The organism is Sulfitobacter sp. L-8, from assembly GCF_056859255.1.
Genome location: NZ_JBSXOD010000056.1, coordinates 726,073 through 745,207, shown reverse-complemented (window position 1 = coordinate 745,207; position 19,135 = coordinate 726,073). Strand labels below are relative to the sequence as shown.

The 19,135-nt window shown below is 56.2% G+C and carries 15 protein-coding genes and 1 tRNA gene; 6 read left to right on the top strand and 10 right to left on the bottom strand.

Annotation, left to right across the window (positions count from 1 at the left end):
- Positions 1-2: 2 nt before the first annotated feature.
- The 5 genes from AC13DE_RS20290 to speB all read right to left on the bottom strand — a co-directional run bounded on the left by AC13DE_RS20290 (position 3) and on the right by speB (position 4,460).
- Complete coding sequence (locus tag AC13DE_RS20290; protein WP_483048831.1) at positions 3-236, bottom strand: hypothetical protein; 234 nt, start codon at positions 234-236, stop codon at positions 3-5.
- A gap of 151 nt (positions 237-387) precedes the next feature.
- Positions 388-461 (bottom strand) — tRNA-Gly (locus tag AC13DE_RS20285).
- 42 nt (positions 462-503) lie between these two features.
- On the bottom strand, positions 504-1,340 hold the full coding sequence (locus tag AC13DE_RS20280; RefSeq protein WP_483048830.1) for a class I SAM-dependent methyltransferase: 837 nt from the start codon (positions 1,338-1,340) through the stop codon (positions 504-506).
- A 24-nt stretch (positions 1,341-1,364) separates the two neighbouring features.
- Entirely contained in the window at positions 1,365-3,404 is a 2,040-nt protein-coding gene (locus AC13DE_RS20275; protein WP_483048829.1) for an ASKHA domain-containing protein, read from the bottom strand.
- Between the two features lie 90 nt (positions 3,405-3,494).
- Positions 3,495-4,460 (bottom strand): agmatinase, encoded by a 966-nt coding sequence (gene speB / locus AC13DE_RS20270; RefSeq protein WP_446313360.1) that lies wholly within the window; start codon positions 4,458-4,460, stop codon positions 3,495-3,497.
- A 150-nt stretch (positions 4,461-4,610) separates the two neighbouring features.
- On the opposite strand from speB, the gene guaB reads away from it, so the two are divergent.
- The 3 genes from guaB to AC13DE_RS20255 all read left to right on the top strand — a co-directional run bounded on the left by guaB (position 4,611) and on the right by AC13DE_RS20255 (position 9,658).
- Positions 4,611-6,059, top strand: coding sequence for an IMP dehydrogenase (gene guaB / locus AC13DE_RS20265; protein WP_446296753.1), 1,449 nt, complete (start codon positions 4,611-4,613; stop codon positions 6,057-6,059).
- Between the two features lie 38 nt (positions 6,060-6,097).
- Positions 6,098-7,258 carry an RsmB/NOP family class I SAM-dependent RNA methyltransferase gene (locus AC13DE_RS20260; protein WP_483048828.1) on the top strand — a complete coding sequence of 387 codons (1,161 nt, stop codon included), beginning with the start codon at positions 6,098-6,100 and terminating at the stop codon, positions 7,256-7,258.
- A 231-nt stretch (positions 7,259-7,489) separates the two neighbouring features.
- The gene (locus AC13DE_RS20255) at positions 7,490-9,658 is read left to right on the top strand and encodes a hybrid sensor histidine kinase/response regulator (protein WP_483048862.1); all 2,169 of its coding nucleotides are present in this window, start codon (positions 7,490-7,492) and stop codon (positions 9,656-9,658) included.
- On the opposite strand, the gene AC13DE_RS20250 is transcribed toward AC13DE_RS20255, so the two are convergent.
- Positions 9,659-10,252 carry a gamma-glutamyl kinase gene (locus tag AC13DE_RS20250; protein ID WP_483048827.1) on the bottom strand — a complete coding sequence of 198 codons (594 nt, stop codon included), beginning with the start codon at positions 10,250-10,252 and terminating at the stop codon, positions 9,659-9,661.
- Positions 10,253-10,670: 418 nt separating this feature from the next.
- On the opposite strand from AC13DE_RS20250, the gene recA reads away from it, so the two are divergent.
- From recA to AC13DE_RS20235, 3 genes are all read left to right on the top strand, one after another.
- On the top strand, positions 10,671-11,741 hold the full coding sequence (recA, locus tag AC13DE_RS20245) for a recombinase RecA (RefSeq protein ID WP_446296750.1): 1,071 nt from the start codon (positions 10,671-10,673) through the stop codon (positions 11,739-11,741).
- Positions 11,742-11,877: 136 nt separating this feature from the next.
- Positions 11,878-14,535, top strand: a complete 2,658-nt coding sequence (alaS, locus tag AC13DE_RS20240; RefSeq protein WP_483048826.1) for an alanine--tRNA ligase — start codon at positions 11,878-11,880, stop codon at positions 14,533-14,535.
- A gap of 3 nt (positions 14,536-14,538) precedes the next feature.
- Complete coding sequence (locus tag AC13DE_RS20235; RefSeq protein WP_446296748.1) at positions 14,539-14,826, top strand: DUF1330 domain-containing protein; 288 nt, start codon at positions 14,539-14,541, stop codon at positions 14,824-14,826.
- A gap of 173 nt (positions 14,827-14,999) precedes the next feature.
- Here the strand turns inward: AC13DE_RS20235 and typA are convergent, their stop codons facing one another.
- The 4 genes from typA to AC13DE_RS20215 all read right to left on the bottom strand — a co-directional run bounded on the left by typA (position 15,000) and on the right by AC13DE_RS20215 (position 19,053).
- Complete coding sequence (gene typA / locus AC13DE_RS20230; protein ID WP_446296747.1) at positions 15,000-16,820, bottom strand: translational GTPase TypA; 1,821 nt, start codon at positions 16,818-16,820, stop codon at positions 15,000-15,002.
- A gap of 103 nt (positions 16,821-16,923) precedes the next feature.
- Positions 16,924-17,865 carry a mechanosensitive ion channel family protein gene (locus tag AC13DE_RS20225; RefSeq protein WP_483048825.1) on the bottom strand — a complete coding sequence of 314 codons (942 nt, stop codon included), beginning with the start codon at positions 17,863-17,865 and terminating at the stop codon, positions 16,924-16,926.
- Between the two features lie 57 nt (positions 17,866-17,922).
- A complete protein-coding gene (locus tag AC13DE_RS20220) occupies positions 17,923-18,252 on the bottom strand; it encodes a DMT family transporter (protein ID WP_446296745.1) in 330 nt (109 codons plus the stop codon).
- Positions 18,253-18,459: 207 nt separating this feature from the next.
- On the bottom strand, positions 18,460-19,053 hold the full coding sequence (locus AC13DE_RS20215) for a YitT family protein (RefSeq protein WP_446313374.1): 594 nt from the start codon (positions 19,051-19,053) through the stop codon (positions 18,460-18,462).
- Positions 19,054-19,135: the final 82 nt, after the last annotated feature.

The window sequence follows — 19,135 nt, the reverse complement described above, 5'->3', positions numbered from 1 at the left end:
TTTCAGTAAAGCGAATTCTCGGTTTCTTTGCCCAATTCTGTAGGGCGGTATCCCAATGCCCCGTGATGTCGCTTGCTTGGTCCGCTTTCGATCAGTCCCAACGCTATTAGGCTATCAAAGGTCACTTTGCCCATTCCGCTTCCAAAGGTTCCATCTGGTGCAAAGTCGCCTTCTAAGAAACGGCTTTCAAATACGATACCCTTTAGGGCTTTTTGCTGGCGCTTATTGAGTTTCATGGCACGGCCTTTCAAATTTACGCCCACAATACAAACAAAAGCACGGCAACACAGCGCAAAATTGCACCGTTTCTAGGTTGGCGGGTTTTTGGGCGGGTTGATTGCGTTAATCATAAAAAACACAATGTTATCAATGATATATGCGATAAGATGGAGCGGGTAACGAGAATCGAACTCGTAACTAAAGCTTGGGAAGCTGCCGTGATACCTTTTCACCATACCCGCGCGCCGTCGATTGATTTAGGCGGAACCACCCGATGCGTCAAGTCAGGATTTGGTGGCGGTGAAAAAGTTGATCTCGGCAGGGACGGCGTGATCGTCGAATTCGCCAAACGCCTTGCGCATGGCCGCCTTGATACGGTCTCGGGCGGACTGCGAGGCCTCGAAATGCTTCATGGTACCGCTTGCCGGACCCACCTTCATCGACAGGTTCGCGATCTGGTCTGCGCCTCCGGGCAGTGTAAGACGCAAATTCTGGGCCGTGCCCGTGACATCCGTCAGGCCCGCCGTGGTCAAAGCGGAGCAAGTCTTGTCGATGTCGCGTAGTGCAAAGGGGCCCGGTGCATCGGGGTCGGTTTTTGGAGGGGCACCCAGCTCTGCCTTGGCGATGGCGGCGGGCAGGGTGAACCACGGGTTGGCCTGCGTCTGGCCCCATGTGGCAAAGCTGATCCTGCCGCCGGGTTTCAGGGCAGCTGCGATGTTACGAAAGGCCCCAGTGGTATCCGAAAAGAACATCACCCCGAACCTGGAGATCGCTCGGTCGAACCGGGCGGGGGCAAATGAGTGAGCCTCTGCGTCGACGAGGGCAAAGTCGATTTGGGGCAGATCCTCTGCCCTTTGTTTGGCGCGTGCGATCATCGTAGACGAGATGTCGGCCCCCAACACATGGCCCGTATGTCCCACCAAAGCCCCGGCCCGCAAGGTCGATTGCCCGGTTCCACAACCGATGTCCAATACACTGTGGCCGTGCAAGAGATCGCCGTTTTCAAGCACCCGGTCCAGTACGGGGGACAGGAGTTGATCCAGTTCATTTTCCTGTTCTACCCATGTAGGGCCGGCGTTGCTGGTCCAGAATTCTTCTTGGTCGCTGTTTGCAGACGTCATCGCGGGTTGTCCTTTGGTCTGGGTTTATCCTCGGCGCCGCCTGCGGCCCCCACCGGCGCTGTCGCCACCGCCCATGTTGAACATCGCGGTCGGCAAGGTCACAATGCTGTTGAGAATGGGAAACGGTTCAACGGCGTTGGGTATTGCCGACGCGTTGACAAAATGCTCCTGGAAACGCGGTTCAATCGCGGTTTCGACCTTGTGGATATTGCGCACTGTTTCCTCGATTTCAGCGCGCGTGGAACTGTTGAGCAAGGCAATCCGCGCCCCCGTGCCAGCCGCGTTGCCCGCCGAGGTCACCTTGTCAAGCGGGGCGTCCGGGATCATTCCGAGAACCATAGCGTGTTTGGGGCTGATATGCGCGCCGAAGGCACCAGCCAATACGACACGATCCACCTTATCGACACCGAATTTATCCATCAGCAACCTCGCTCCTGAATAGAGCGCGGCCTTGGCCATCTGGATTTCGCGGATATCGCGGTTGGTCACGGTGATGCGTGGCCCGCCGTTTTCGGTACCATCGTAAACCAGATACGAATTGGTGCGCCCGTCGGCAAACACATTGGCCGATCCTGTCTGTTCGGCGGTACCGATAAGGCCGGCGGCATCGACAATGCCGTGAATACGCATTTCGGCAACCATCTCGATGATACCCGAGCCGCAGATGCCGGTCACGCCCGTGGTTCCGATGGCGTCGAGAAAATCCGGGGCGTCCGACCATAGGTCGCTGCCGATCACCTTGAAACGGGCGATCTTTGTATCCGGGTCGATTTCAACCCGTTCGATCGCGCCCGGCGCGGCACGCTGGCCACTGCTGATCTGCGCGCCTTCAAACGCGGGGCCGGTCGGGGACGAGCAGGCAAGAACCTTCTCGCGGTTGCCCAGCAGGATTTCCGCATTGGTTCCGACATCGACCACCAGCATCAGATCCTCAGATTTATCCGGAGCCTCGGATAGCGCGACAGCCGCCGCATCCGCGCCGACATGCCCCGCGATGCAGGGCAGGAAGTACACCCGGGCGGATGGGTGAATGGTCAGGTCGAGTTCGACAGCGCGCAGGCGAAGCGCGTTTGATGTCGCCAACGCAAAGGGGGCTTGGCCCAGCTCGAACGGGTCTATGCCCAGAAACAGGTGGTGCATCACCGGGTTGCAGACAAATACCGCATCCACGACCATGGTCTTGTCGATCCCGCCTTCGGTGCAAATCTCGTCAAACAACGTATTCATTCCAGCACGCACGGCGCGGGTCATTTCCTGGGCGCCGCCCTCGTTCATCATGGAATAGCTGACCCGGCTCATCAGGTCTTCGCCAAAACGTATCTGCGGGTTCATCACCCCTGAGGATGCGATGACTTCTCCGGTCTGCAGGTCGCACAAATGCGCGGCGATGGTGGTCGACCCTAGGTCGACCGCGAGACCGTACAGCGAGCCTTCGTAGAAACCGGGCCATAGCTGCATGATGCGCGGGGGGTTCTCTTCGTCGCCCAAATGAACCGCGACCGTCACCTTCCAGTCACCCTTGCGCAGAATTTTCTGAATGTTTTGAATGATTTGGAGGTCTGCCTTAACGTTATCGAGCTGCCATTGCTCGCGCAGGGCCTCGGCGAGCCGCTCCAGGTCGCCCGACGGGTCGTGCATGTCGGGTTCTTGCACTTCGACATAGAACAGCTTGGTCGACGGGTTCAAAACGATGTCGCGGGCTTCGGCGCGTTTGCGCACCACCTGTTTGTGAACCTGGCTTTCGGCGGGCACGTCGATCACGACATCGCCTTGGACCTGCGCCTGACAGCCCAGCCGACGCCCATCAAGCAGTCCGCGTTTGTCCTTGTAGCGCTGTTCGACGCTGTTCCACTCGGACAAGGCGTCGTCGTTGACAGTCACGCCATGTTTCGGGAACTGACCATAGCCTGGCGACACCTGACATTTAGAGCAGATCCCGCGACCGCCGCAGACCGAATCCAGATCGACACCAAGTTGCCGCGCAGCGGTCAGGATCGGCGTGCCTTTCGGGAAATGCCCGCGCTTGCCCGAAGGCGTGAATACCACCAGTGGATCGTTGCTCATGTCGTTTCGTCCCCAACCGCTTCGCCGCAACATAGCGCAGCGCGCGGCAGGTGAAAGCGGTGATACGTCACATTATGCCACATCAGCGGCTTATGCTTCGCGTTCCGCACGCGCATGAAAGATAAATCCCAGAAAATTAAGCAAAATCTGTGCAGCCAATATACTGGTTGATCCGCTTCGATCATAGTCGGGGGCGACCTCGACCAGATCGATTCCAACGATGTCGTGACGCTGGGCCGCAGCCTGCAACAGCTCGAGAACCTCATAGTACAGAAACCCTCCGTGCGAGGGCGTGCCGGTACCCGGCGCAATAGAGGGGCAAAACGCATCGATATCTATTGTTACGTACAGCCGCGCGCCATCAGGCACGTGACCTAACACCCCTGATGTGCCCATTTCGCGTGCTTGCCGTACCGAAATGATATCGGACCCCATGGCACGCGCGTCGTCATATCCCTCGCGGGCGGTCGAGCTGACATTTCGGATGCCGACCTGGGTCATGCCGGTTACATAATCGCGTTCTAGAGCCCGGCGCATCGGGTTGCCATGGCCATGCCGGACGCCGTGCCGTTCATCGACGAAATCCAGATGTGCGTCAATTTGCAGCACGTGTATCGCTCCCTGACCGTCAAAGGCACGGATACACGGGATGTTGATCGAATGATCGCCGCCAATGACCACGGGCAGGGCACCGGCATCAAGAATGGCACGGACGCCCGTTTCGATATTGGCATGGCTTTGGACGGTATCGGTATGGATGATGTCGGCGTCGCCGATGTCGACTATATTGACGTCACCCGGCAGATATACCACGTCGTCTTCGTGATCATAGGCACCGGCGTGGCCGAAGCTGAACAGGGTCGACGCCTCGCGTACTCCTCGGGGGCCGAACCGCGCGCCCGCGCGCCACTGCGTTCCGCTGTCGTAGGGTGCCCCCAGGATAGCGACATCGGCATCCAGGGCCGCCCAGTCCGGCTCGTAAGGCCGCTTGCCGAACGTTGCAATCCCGACAAACGGCAAGTCGAGCCTGCCACCTTCATATCCATGTCGTGTCATATGAGTGTCCCTGCTTGAATGCCGTTTTCCGCAGCTTTCTCCAAAGCCTCAGCATTTGCAATGCCGACGGTACGCGAATGGGTCTTTCCAAACCGGATCATCCATGAAATATGAAACCGCCAAATGAACCCATGCAAGCCGAGGTGCAAAATGGAGATTCGTGAGGCTCTGACCTTTGATGATGTACTACTGGTGCCAGCGGCATCGAACGTGCTGCCTTCCACGGCGGATACGCGGACACGCGTGACTAAATCGATTGCGCTGAATATCCCTGTGCTGAGTTCGGCAATGGATACGGTGACCGAAAGCCGAATGGCAATCGCGATGGCCCAGGCCGGTGGAATGGGCGTCATTCACCGAAACCTCACCATCGAGGAGCAGGCGCAGGAAGTGCGTCGGGTGAAACGTTTTGAATCCGGCATCGTATACAACCCGATCACGCTGCGCGCCGATCAGACGCTCGCTGACGCGAAAGCGCTTCAGGAACGTTATCGGGTAACCGGTTTCCCGGTGGTTGATGACGCAGGCCGTGTCGTCGGTATCGTGACCAACCGAGATATGCGTTTTGCCTCGGACGATAAAACGCCCGTGAGGTTGATGATGTCATCGGACAACCTGGCGATCCTGCACGAACCCGCCGACCGCGACGAGGCGATCAGCCTGATGAAAGCGCGACGCATCGAAAAGCTTTTGGTCACCGATGCCAAGGGCAAGCTGACCGGGTTGCTGACCCTCAAGGATACCGAACAGGCAGTTCTGAACCCCACAGCGTGCAAAGATGCACTGGGCCGGTTGCGGGTTTCGGCCGCGACAACGGTGGGCGACGCGGGCTTTGAACGGTCACAGGCGTTGATTGATGCAGGTGTCGACATGATCGTCATCGACACGGCGCATGGACATTCCGAAGGGGTGGCCGCAGCGGTACGCCGTGCACGGGAACTGTCGAATGATGTACAGATCATCGCAGGCAACGTTGCCACCGGAGCAGCAACGCGCGCGTTGATCGACGCGGGTGCCGACGGGATCAAGGTCGGCATCGGACCGGGGTCGATTTGCACCACACGGATGGTGGCGGGCGTCGGGGTGCCGCAATTGACCGCAATCATGGATTGTGCCGCCGCTGCGGGGGATATTCCGGTGATCGCAGACGGCGGGATCAAGTTTTCGGGTGACTTCGCCAAGGCGATTGCTGCAGGCGCATCTTGTGCAATGGTCGGCAGCATGATCGCCGGAACCGATGAATCCCCCGGAGAAGTCATTCTATATCAAGGCCGTAGCTTCAAAAGCTACCGCGGAATGGGAAGCCTGGGCGCAATGGCACGCGGGTCTGCCGACAGGTATTTCCAAAAGGACGCGGCCTCGGACAAGCTGGTACCCGAAGGGATCGAGGGGCAGGTGCCTTACAAGGGGTCGGCGGGGGCCGTCGTGCATCAACTGGTCGGGGGGCTGCGCGCCGCGATGGGGTACACGGGCTGCGCCACGGTCGACGAAATGCGCAAGAACTGCACTTTCGTCAAGATTACGGGGGCGGGACTGTCGGAAAGCCATGTGCATGACGTTCAGATCACCCGCGAAAGTCCGAACTACCGGATCGGCTAGGCCGGGTATGACAAAGGTGCTCTCCTCGTGAATGAACTATGACCCCTGGCGCGCGCATTTCAGCTGCCATCGAGATACTCGATGCGATGGCGGAAGGAACCCCGGCGGAACAGGCGATGACCCGCTGGGCCCGCAGTAGCCGTTTTGCGGGATCAAAGGATCGCGCCGCGGTGCGGGATCATGTCTTTGATGTTTTGCGTCAGCGGTGCCAGGTGGCATATATGGGCCAGGGAGAAACAGGACGCGCCTTGATGATCGGGCTTCTGCGCGTGCAGGGTGTCGACCCCGCGCCGCTGTTCAACGGTGAAGGTCATGCGCCGCGCCCCTTGGCCGAAGCCGAGCTAGACGTGCCGGCTCCCCCTACAGACGAAGCCACTGCGTGGAACCTTCCGGACTGGATGATCCCGGCGTTCAAAGCGTCACTGGGCGACCGTGCAGAGCTGACCGCGCAAGCTCTGCAAACCCGCGCGCCCATCACGCTACGGGTCAATGTTGCTCGGGGTAATGTCGTGGCCGCAATGGAAAAGCTGTCCCAGCAAGGTATCGAGACAAAAGCGAACCCCCTCGCGTCTACTGCGCTGACCGTAACCGCAGGCGAACGGAAAATTCGCAGTTCCTCCAGCTACTTGCAGGGCGATGTTGAACTTCAGGACGCGTCGAGCCAAGCCATCGTCGCCGCTATGCCGCACGGCGCGCGCGTGCTGGATTATTGTGCAGGCGGCGGCGGTAAATCATTGGCCATTGCCATGAATGCCGACACCGAAGTGTTTGCACATGATATTGACCCGGCGCGCATGCGGGACCTTCCGGCTCGGGCTGCCCGCGCCCGAGCGACCGTTCACCAGTTTGACGCGGAAGAGATGACGGCCCAAAAGCCCTTCGACGTTGTGCTGTGTGATGCACCTTGTTCGGGGAGCGGAGCCTGGCGACGTTCAGCCGAAGGCAAGTGGACTTTGTCAGAGCGACGCCTGAAGGACCTGACACAGATTCAGGATGATATCCTGGATAAAGCTGCAACGCTGACTGCCGTTCATGGCACTCTGGTCTATGCGACATGTTCTATATTCGCCGCGGAAAATGAGCACCGAATTGCTGCGTTTTTGACGAGACATCCAGAGTGGACGCAAGTTTATTCAAAGCGTTTTGATGTAGATGAGAACGGCGATGGCTTTTTTACCGCACACTTGATGCGCGTTTAAAAATGTGTTCTATCAACTAAAGGGTGTTTTTTGGTTGATCTGCCCAGCGTTTAATAGCTGATTAACTTTCCTGCGCATAGATGAAGACAAATTTCATCGCGAAAGGAGGCTTTATTGTCAGATCGATTCAACGTGCACAGTCTGACGCTGCGGAAACGTTTGGTATGGCTGTTTTCCTTCACGTTTTTTGCGGCGGGCCTAAGCTTGCTCGCTCAGGATGCCACCGTCGCGATGATGTCCCAATCGATCGCGATTGCGGTTGGCGCAGTGGGCATTTTTCACATTCTATACGATTTGGTGCAGTTCCGGCGCGTCGAAAGCGCGCATAAAGCTGTTCACGATCTGATTGCCAACGATAAAAGTGCGAGCTTTTTTGCCGCTGCTGACGGGATGATCCTCGCAAGAAACGCCGCTACGGGCGACACGTTCGACGGGCAGCTTGCTCAGACCGTAAGCGCCCTTTTTTCGAGCCAATTCGCCAACCCTTCAACGATCGTCTTCCGCATGCAATCGCGCGCCTTCCAAGATGGTGCCGCGCGCGAAAACATCCGTACCAGAGACGGTGAAATTCAGCTGTCTGTGCACCGTGCCCCCGGCGGATACTTATGGCGGGCACAGGTGGCCCAAGGGGCGGTTTCATCAGCAGGGCAGACCAACGATCAGACGTTGCCGATGCTTATGATCTCGAGGTCGGGGGCGGTACTGTCGATGAATGATGCGGCCCGGCGGCTGATGGGGCGGCGGATTACGGCGCTCGACCAATTGTTTGACAAGCGTGTCGTGCATCACGGCGCGATCGTAGAAATACAAACCGCTCAAGGGCCGGAATTGATGATGGTGGCTGAAGTGCCTGCCAGTGCCGGGCGTCGCGCACTATATCTGCTGCCCGGTAACACAGGCCAATCGGCCGATGTAGGTTGGCAGGCATTCCAGCAATTGCCCATCCCGCTGGTAAAAATCGCCCCTGACGGAGCGGTTCTTTCTTACAATGTTATGGCGTCCAGCCTCATAGGCGCGGCACTTACCCCAGAGAGCCACCTGAGTGATCTGATGGAAGGCTTGGGTCGGTCAATATCGGATTGGCTGACAGACACGCTTGACGGTCGTTTGGTCAAGAAATCCGAATTTCTGCGCCTGAAGCGGGACGATCGCGAGGTCTTCGTACAAGTGACGTTGAACCTGGTATCAGAACTGGGTCGACCGGCGCTGATTGCGGTTTTGAACGACGCAACTGAACTGAAATCGCTGCAGGCACAGTTCGTCCAAAGTCAGAAAATGCAGGCTATCGGCCAGCTTGCGGGTGGGGTAGCGCACGATTTCAATAATTTGCTTACAGCTATTTCGGGCCATTGTGACTTGTTACTGCTACGCCATGATCAGGGCGATCCAGATTACAGTGACCTGGTTCAGATCAACCAGAATGCAAACCGCGCGGCGGCGTTGGTCGGCCAGCTGCTGGCATTTTCCCGTAAACAGACGCTTCGGCCCGAAACATTGGATATACGTGACACTATGGCTGATCTGACCCACCTGCTGAACAGGTTGGTCGGAGAAACCGTAACGCTCACCTTGAGCCACGATCCTGTTTTGCAACCCATACGCGCAGACAAGCGCCAGTTGGAACAAGTACTGATGAACCTTGTCGTGAATGCACGCGATGCGATGCCCACCGGCGGAGAAATCAAGGTGACAACAGAATGCGTCACTCTTGAAACTGCTCTGACGCGTGATCGGGTTGTGGTGCCGTCGGGCAAATACGTAACCGTCAAGGTCGAAGATAAAGGCGAAGGAATAGCCCCCGATAATTTACAAAAAGTGTTTGAGCCTTTTTATACCACCAAGCGAACCGGGGAGGGAACCGGCCTGGGTCTATCGACCGCCTATGGCATCGTCAAGCAATCGGGGGGCTACATATTTGTTGACAGTAAATTGGGCGAGGGAACGGTATTTTCACTATATTTCCCCGTGATGGTTCAGACTGTTGCGGCGGTGAAAGAACGCCCGCCCTCGGTACCCGCAGCTCCCGCGAAACCTAATGACGGTATCGTGCTCCTGGTGGAGGATGAAGCCCCGGTACGCGCATTTGCCAGTCGAGCGCTCCGATTACGCGGATATACCGTTATCGAGGCTGATTCAGCCGAGGGTGCGCTAAAGACGCTCGAAGATCAGACATTGAGCGTTGATGTTTTCGTAACCGACGTGATCATGCCGGGAATGGATGGCCCCAGCTGGGTACGACAGGCGTTGAAACATCGCCCAGGTATCCCCGTCGTATTCGTATCAGGCTATGCGGAAGACAGTTTTGAGGACGCCCAAACTTCTATCCCGAATTCCACATTCCTGCCAAAACCGTTTTCCCTGACGGAATTGACCAACACCGTGCATCGTCAACTACTGTAATCACGCGATGGAATCGTATAAGATAAACTCTTCGGAAAACTTGCGGCGAAAACGTTCTTCTACATCCGGAGATAGCGAAAGCTCCATCTGCGGTGAAACGTTTTCGCGTCTAAGATCAAGATGTACATCCAGCCGTTCTTGCAGGAAGTTCCGTAGACGAGCCTGATCTTCATAACGGAAGTAATGAGTGATTTTTGTTCCATTTGGTTGCGGGGCCATGAAGTTGAGCTGACTGCCAACGTCCGCAAAACCGGGTTTGTTACCTTTCATGTAAGCCAGGACAAATTCGTCAAATGATACATGGAAAGTGGCGTTCGGTTTGCCTTGCATGAAGGGGCGCCGCCGATAACGGTACCAACTGCCAAGCCAACTGATCGGTTCGCGCATGACACACATAAGCTCGAGCTCCACGTCGCAGACCTTGAGAAACATCGGCCGTACAAATCGATTGTAACGGTAGACCGGCGCGTGTTTCAGCATGGGAGGTTCGGAAATCACCATATCCGCCCGCGACGCAAGCGCGGTTTCATATGCCGTCGTCGCGGTTTTCGGCATGGACAAAAACGCCAGTCGTTCCTTAAAGAAAATAAGCATCTGCCGGATATCCCCGATTTATTATGGTCGAAAACCGATTTACCCAATCGTGGTAATGCGCATCAGCTCGCGGGTGGACTACACCATGATCAGCGCTCCATACAAACCAAACCCATGACTATTAATCAATGCCTTGGCATCGTCTAGCACGCATGCGTGCATCCATATCACTATTGTTTTTGATCCAACCGGTTCGGAAATAAATGTGGCCCTTTACCAAGCCTTAATCACTGCGGATTACCGTCGATCAGATGGTACCGTTAATGATGATCAGACATCTTATAACAGATTAAACGAACAAAAAGATTGAAATGTTCTGCGTTTGGTCTCATATGGAACATACAAGGAACAAAACGTTGGTGGTCATGCTGGTGATTGCGGCATGCGGTACACTGTGACACTAAGGGGATAACCTAAAATGGCAACGGCAGATCTTTTGACAATGGACAACAAGAAACAAGCTGAAAAGCAAAAAGCTCTCGACAGTGCACTTGCACAGATTGAACGGCAGTTCGGTAAAGGGTCAATCATGAAATTGGGGGCCGAGGGGGCCGTTCAGGACATCAAGTCAAGCTCAACCGGCTCTCTGGGGCTTGATATCGCACTGGGGATCGGCGGCCTTCCCATGGGGCGGATTATCGAGATTTACGGCCCCGAAAGTTCGGGGAAGACAACGCTGACCCTGCATTGCGTTGCAGAGCAGCAAAAAATGGGCGGTGTATGTGCCTTTGTAGATGCCGAGCATGCGCTCGACCCCCAGTATGCCAAAAAAGTTGGCGTCGATATCGATGAACTGTTGATATCTCAGCCTGACACGGGCGAGCAGGCATTGGAGATTGTCGATACGCTGGTCAGATCCGGCGCAGTGAATATGGTCATCGTCGATTCTGTGGCGGCTCTTACCCCCAAATCAGAACTCGAAGGCGATATGGGCGATAGCTCGGTTGGCGTGCAAGCGCGGCTGATGTCCCAAGCGATGCGGAAATTGACCGGGTCAATTTCGCGGTCTAACTGCATGGTGATCTTCATCAACCAGATCCGGATGAAAATCGGCGTCATGTTCGGGTCGCCTGAGACAACAACCGGCGGCAACGCGCTCAAATTCTATTCTTCTGTACGCTTGGATATCCGCCGCATCGGTGCACTGAAAGACCGCGATGAAGTCGTCGGTAACGCAACGCGGGTCAAGATCGTCAAAAACAAGGTCGCCGCTCCGTTCAAACAAGTGGAATTCGACATTATGTATGGCGAAGGTATTTCAAAAATGGGCGAAATTCTCGACTTGGGGGTCAAGGCTGGCGTCGTGGACAAGTCGGGTTCTTGGTTCAGCTACGGCGATGAACGGATCGGGCAGGGGCGAGAGAACGCCAAGACCTTTTTGAAAGAAAACCCAGCGATGGCGATGGAGATCGAAGACAAGATACGCGCTGCGCACGGCCTTGATTTCGAAGGCTCCGAAAACGATGACATCGATATTCTTGAGGCCTGATTTTTCCACTTGTTAAAAGATATCAAGGCGCACCTCAGAGGTGCGCCTTTTTCGTAGGGCATGCCCCATGGACAGTACAGTGTCGCAAGGGTAATTGGGGAATAACTCTTTTTCTGCCCCTCGAAAGGCCCCGAATATGAAAACGCTCAACGACATTCGTTCAACTTTCCTAGGATATTTTGAAAAGCAGGGTCACTCTGTACAACCATCAAGCCCACTGGTCCCGCGTAACGACCCGACGTTGATGTTTACCAACTCCGGCATGGTTCAATTCAAAAACCTGTTCACAGGCGTCGAAACTCGCGATTATACACGTGCGACCACGGCCCAAAAATGCGTGCGCGCAGGCGGAAAGCACAACGATCTGGACAATGTTGGATACACTGCTCGTCACCATACGTTCTTTGAGATGCTCGGGAACTTCAGCTTTGGTGATTACTTCAAAGAAGAAGCCATCGCGTTTTCGTGGGAATTGATCACCAAAGAGCTGGGAATTGATCCCAATCGTTTGTACGTCACGGTCTATCATACCGATGATCAAGCCGCGAATATCTGGAAGAAGGTCGCGAACCTCTCTGATGACCGGATCATTCGCATTGCGACCGATGACAACTTTTGGATGATGGGGCCAACCGGTCCATGTGGACCCTGTTCAGAAATTTTCTATGACCATGGCGATCATATATGGGGCGGCCGCCCCGGCTCTCCAGAAGAGGATGGCGACCGTTTCGTCGAGATATGGAACCTGGTTTTCATGCAATATGAACAGTTCGAAGATGGCACACGCAAGCCGTTGCCGAACCAGTCCATCGACACCGGGATGGGGATAGAACGGGTCGCGGCCCTATTGCAGGGAACCAACGATAACTACGCGACTGACCTGATGCGCAACTTGATATTGGCTAGCGCGAACGCGTCCCACACCGATCCGGATGGGGCTGGAAAAACCCACCACCGCGTGATCGCAGACCACCTTCGTTCCACATCGTTTCTGATCGCGGACGGTGTCATGCCATCGAATGACGGACGCGGCTATGTGTTGCGCCGGATCATGCGGCGGGCGATGCGTCATGCTCACCTGCTGGGCCTCAAAGACCCTTTGATGCACCGCCTCGTTCCGGAGTTGGTTCGCCAGATGGGCGGCGCATATCCGGAGCTGGGCCAGGCGCAGTCATTGATCGCCGAAACCCTGCTGCTTGAGGAAACGCGGTTCAAGCAAACCCTCGATCGCGGCCTCAAGCTCCTGGACGATGAACTCAAGGTACTTCCAGCCGGTGCAAACTTGCCTGGAGAAACCGCATTCAAGCTGTATGATACCTACGGTTTCCCGATCGACCTGACCCAGGATGCGTTGCGTGAACAGGATCGCGGCGTTGACATTGAAGGCTTCAACTCGGCCATGGACAAGCAAAAAGCCCTGGCCCGCGCAGCATGGGCTGGTTCTGGTGAAGCCGCCGATGCGACCGTATGGTTCGATGTCGCCGAGAAAACCGGTGCCACGGATTTCCTCGGGTATGATACTGAAACCGCCGAAGGCCAGATTGCAGCGATCGTCCAGGAAGGGGAGCAGGTCACCGAGGCGACGACGGGTGCCAAGGTACAGATCGCTCTGAATCAGACACCTTTCTACGCTGAAAGCGGCGGGCAGATCGGGGATGCCGGGCAGATCAAGACTGAAACCGGTGTGATAAGCGTGACGGATACCAGAAAAACCGCCGGTGTTTTCATTCATATCGGTCAAGTTACCGAAGGTGTAGTCAAAACCTCGCAAGCCGCCGTGCTCGAGGTCGACCATGCTCGCCGGACATCCATTCGCGCCAACCACTCGGCTACGCACCTGTTGAACGAAGCTTTGCGCAAAACCCTGGGTGACCACGTGACACAGCGTGGCTCGCTCAACTCCTCTGATCGCCTGCGTTTTGATTACAGCCACAATCACCCGCTTACTGCCGAAGAGATCAACAGGATTGAGCACGAGGTAAACAATTATATCCGTCAGAACACGCCGGTAGAAACGAGGGTAATGTCGCCCGATGATGCCCGCGGCTTGGGTGCGCAGGCTTTGTTCGGCGAAAAATACGGCGACGAGGTGCGTGTGGTCTCGATGGGCCGCGCCTCTGGTTCCGGCAAGGGGTCCGACAAATCCACCTATTCGCTAGAGCTGTGCGGCGGTACCCATGTGCGCCAAACCGGTGACATCGGGGCTTTCGTAGTGCTTGGCGACAGCTCCAGCAGTTCCGGCATTCGCCGCATCGAGGCGCTTACAGGAACCGAGGCGCTAAACTGGCTGAGAGAACAAGAGGCGACGTTATCGCGTGTCGCGGCTGAATTGAAAACATCAACGGCCGACGTGCCAGACCGCGTACGCGCACTGCTCGATGAACGTCGCGCACTGACCAATGAAATCGCCCAACTCCGTCGCGAACGTGCGATGTCCGGCGGCGGTGTCGCGACACATGCACCCCAGGATATAAACGGGGTCAAGTTTCTGGCCCAGGTGTTGTCCGGGGTCACTGGGAAGGAACTGCCAGCTTTGGTTGACGAATACAAAGCAAAACTGGGCAGCGGGGTCGTTCTGCTGATTGCCGACGCCGACGGCAAGGCCGCCGTTGCCTCGGGCGTCACTGCTGACTTGAAGGATACGGTTTCGGCTGTTGATATCGTCAAGACAGTTGTTGCCGAGCTTGGTGGTAAAGGCGGCGGTGGTCGCCCCGATCTCGCCCAAGGCGGAGGCAAGGATTTGGAAAATGTCGACTCCGCCATTGCTGCCGCCAAAACCATTTTGAAAGGATAACCCATGCCCGCACTCTGGATAGCTCACGTCACCGTCACCGATGAAGACGCATATGCAAAATACGCGACCCTTGCGGGGCCGGCAATCGCCGCTCACGGTGGCCGGTTTCTAGCCCGCGGTGCCCGGTTTGTGCAACTCGAAGGCAAGGAACGGCCTCGCAACGTGATTGCGCGCTTTGCATCACTCGAAGAAGCGGTGGCGTGCTATAATTCCGCCGCTTACCAGGATGCATTAAGCCACGCCAAAGACGCGTCGGAACGTGAACTTTTGGTCGTTGAAATAGAAGACTGAAACGCGCCACCGCTCCACGTCTTGGTGCAAAGCGCCTATTTCACCCTTCAGCTCCAGGTCAGCTGACGCGCTTCAAATCCGGCATTCAAACAAAAAAGAAGGCCAAGCTGGCCCTCTTTTCCAAATGGTTTTAAATCCTGGGGTCTGGGGCAAAGCCCCAGTCCGGCACCTGATCAGGCGGATTTCGACATCCGCTTACGCTCATGCGGATCAAGATAGCGCTTGCGCAAACGGATGGCGTTCGGGGTCACCTCGACCAGTTCGTCATCGTCAATGTATGCGATAGCCTGCTCAAGCGTCAGGGTCACCGGCGTTGTCAGGCGAACCGCTTCGTCGGTACCGGACGCACGAACGTTGGTAAGTTGCTTGCCTTTCAACGGGTTCACTTCCAAATCATTTTCACGGCTGTGTTCACCGATGATCATGCCCTGATATACCGCTTCCTGGGCACCGATAAAAAACTTGCCGCGATCCTCCAGCTTCCACAACGCATAGGAAACAGAGGTCCCGTTCTCCATGGAAATCAGAACGCCAGCGCGCCGGCCGGGTATCGCCCCTTTATGCGGTGCCCAGCTATGGAACACCCGGTTCAGAACACCGGTGCCCCGGGTGTCGGTCAGGAATTCGCCATGATAGCCGATCAATCCGCGCGAGGGAATGAGCGCGATGATCCGGGTTTTGCCTGCGCCGGCTGGCTTCATTTCAGACAGTTCGCCCTTGCGGGTGCCGGTAACTTTCTCAATGACCGCGCCGGAATATTCATCATCGACGTCGATGGTCACCTCTTCGATCGGCTCCAGACGTTCGCCATTCTCGCCTTGACGGAAAAGAACTTGAGGACGCGAAACCGAAAGTTCGAAACCTTCGCGGCGCATGTTCTCAATCAGAACACCCATCTGAAGTTCGCCGCGGCCGGCAACCTCGAATGCTTCACCGCCAGGGGTGTCGGTGACCTTGATCGCCACATTCGATTCGGCTTCTTTCATCAGACGGTCGCGTATGACGCGCGACTGTACTTTCTTGCCGTCGCGACCCGCCAGCGGGCTGTCGTTGATCCCGAAGGTGATGGTGATTGTGGGTGGATCGATCGGCTGGGCAGGCAGGGCCACGTCAACCGACGGTGCGACGATTGAATCCGCCACGGTCGCCTTCGCCATCCCCGCGATCGACACGATATCGCCTGCTTCGGCCACGTCGATCGGCTGTTGCATAAGTCCGCGGAACGCCATGATCTTGGTCACCCGGAAGTTTTCGATCAACTTGCCGTCACGCGACAGCGCCTTGACCTGTTCCCCGGTTTTCAACTGACCGGTTTCAACACGGCCTGTCAGCATACGCCCGATAAACGCGTCCGCACCCAAGGTGGTGGCCAACATGCTGAACGGCTTGTTGATGTCTTTCAGTTGCTTGGGTGCCTTTACATGCTCGACGATCAAATCGAACAGCGCAGACAGATCCTTGCGCGGGCCGTCCAGCTCCATGTCGGCCCAGCCGTTGCGGCCCGACGCATACATGTGGGGGAAATCCAGCTGTTCGTCATTGGCACCGAGGCTGGCAAACAGGTCGAAACATTCGTCCAGCGCGCGATCCGGCTCTGCGTCACCCTTGTCGACCTTGTTCAGAACAACGATAGGGTTCAATCCCAGTGCCAACGCTTTGGAGGTGACGAATTTGGTCTGCGGCATCGGGCCTTCGGCCGCATCAACCAGCAATACAACGCCATCCACCATGGACAGGATGCGTTCGACCTCGCCGCCGAAATCGGCGTGGCCGGGCGTGTCGACGATGTTGATACGGACGCCTTTCCATTCGACAGAGGTAGGTTTGGCAAAAATTGTGATGCCGCGCTCACGCTCCAGGTCGTTGCTGTCCATGGCGCGTTCGGTCGTCGCCTGATTTTCGCGATAGGTGCCGGATTGTTTCAATAGTTCATCAACCAAGGTCGTTTTGCCGTGGTCAACGTGAGCGATGATTGCGATGTTGCGCATGTCCATAGAGTATGCCTTTGATACGGGAGGGGGCCGCGCACGCTAATGCACCGCAGCATTTGCGCTGCGCTTACCGTGCCGCGGATAAGAAAGCTAGCCCTAAAGCCGCTTAGACGGTTTCTGCGCGGTTTTCTGTGCTTTGATGATCCTTACCGGCCCCGTCTTCCGTATAGTTCCGGACAGGCACGGGGTCGTTGAAGGTTAAAGTCCGGTAGGGGAACGGAATTTCTATCCCGGCGTCGTCAAGCGCGCGCTTCACGGCCGCGACGACTTTGTCGCGGCTGGTACGTATGTCGATCGGCGTGGATCCGGTCCACCACGTTACTTCAAAATTAATCGAGCTATCTGCAAACTCCTGCGCGAATATCTCTACGTCGCGCACATCGTCGCGTACGGCGTCGACGTTGCGGACCGCATTCGCAATTACCTCTCGGGCTTCATCGACATCTTCGCCATAGGCAATGCCGCAAATGATGGTTGTGCGGCGCACATCGCGGGCGGTGCGTATCGTTACCGGATTCTTGAAGAACATCGCATTGGGCGCAACCACCAATTGCCCGTCGGTCTGGCGTACATGCGTATCGCGGATCGTTATCTCCTCGACCTGACCTTCGATGCCTTCACATTCGATATAGTCTTCGACGGCAAACGGCTCCCGGATCAGCAACAGTATACCGGCTAGAAAATTCTCGAAAACGTCTTTGAACGCAAACCCGATTGCGACGCCGCCGATACCCAGGGCGGTCAACGCCTTACCCGGAGTGATCGTCGGAAAGGCGATGGTGACCGCGATCAAAACGCCGAACAGCCATAACCCGACGGTAATCAGCATCATAATCACATCGACCAAAGAACGGCGCATGTGCGCACGGCGCAAAGTGCGCGGCACAACCATCTGGATGATCTTGATTACCGCCCAGAGGAAACCCAAAAATACGATCGACAGAACAAGCTGGGGGAGCACGCTCCAGAATCCGATAGCGTAGTCTTCTAACTGATTGCGTAGCGGGGCGGGCAAAGAGGACCAGGTGGAGCTTAAAAAATCTATCATGCGGTCCCTGTTTTGCTGTTGCAAATGAACGTCGGCGAACCGCGTTTGGTTCCGTAATTAATGCGTGGTTGCCGCTGAAAAAATATGAATGACAAGTATCCCAATGATAATCAGTGATAATCCGAAAACCGCCGCCAGGTCGAGCTTTTGCCCAAAGACGATGTACCCGATGCCTGCGATACACACGATTCCCAAGCCTGACCAAATCGCATAGACGATCCCGACCGGCATGACCTTCAACGCCAGCGCCATGAAATAGAATGACACCAGATAACAGGCAATTACTGCCAGCGAGGGCCACAGGCGCGTAAATTGTTGCGACGCTTGCAGCGCCGTCGTGCCCAATGTTTCGCTGATGATGGCGATCAGAAGCCATAGATAGTGCATTGCCGTAACTCCTGCATCGATAAACGCCGTGCCAAACCACTATCTTCAACGACGGGTCAGGGCAAACATTCTGATACCGCTCGAACCTGCGGAAGGCAGACTCTGGCACAACGGCGGTACCAGGCAGCACGCCAGACCGGCGTGATCAGCCGGGCGGTTGGACAACCGCCACAATGCGTGACCCAGCGGCTTTGGGTCACTACGCTTTCAGGTAGCGATATATCGGTCGCGACGGTGGTTGAAGGTGATGATCAGGTTCAACGTCACCGCCCCCAGCAGGGAATAGGCCACCACACTGGCGGGGAACAAAAACAGGGCAACGCTGAATATCACCGCGTCAGTGATAAGTTGCACCCAACCCGCCTTGAACCCCGTCGCATCCTGCACCAGCAGGGCGATTACGCCCAACCCGCCCAACGATCCATTATGACGAAACATCGCGAGCAAACCCAGACCCACCAAAGACCCAAAGATCACCGCGCCCAGTGCCGGGTTCAACGATTCAAGTACAAACCCGTAAGGCAGAAGGGTGGTTACAACAGATAGAACGGATACCGACAGAATGGATTTTACCGTGAACTCGACGCCCAGCCTGTTGTAGGCGACAAAGTAAAACGGCAGGTTGATTGCAAAGAACACCACACCGAATGAATATCCACTGATATACGAGATGATCACCGCCAACCCCGCTGTCTGACCCGTGATCAGGCCGGCGAGTGTCAGAAAATGTATCCCCAGGCCACTTAGAAAAACCCCAAGGCTAAGGCCTTGGATGTCGTCCAGCAGACTATGATCGGTCATCGGGGCAGGGGCAATTGATGCGGTGTGTGTCATGCCTGTCAGATAGGGCAGCAAAGCTGACCTGTCTAGGGGAAAATAACCG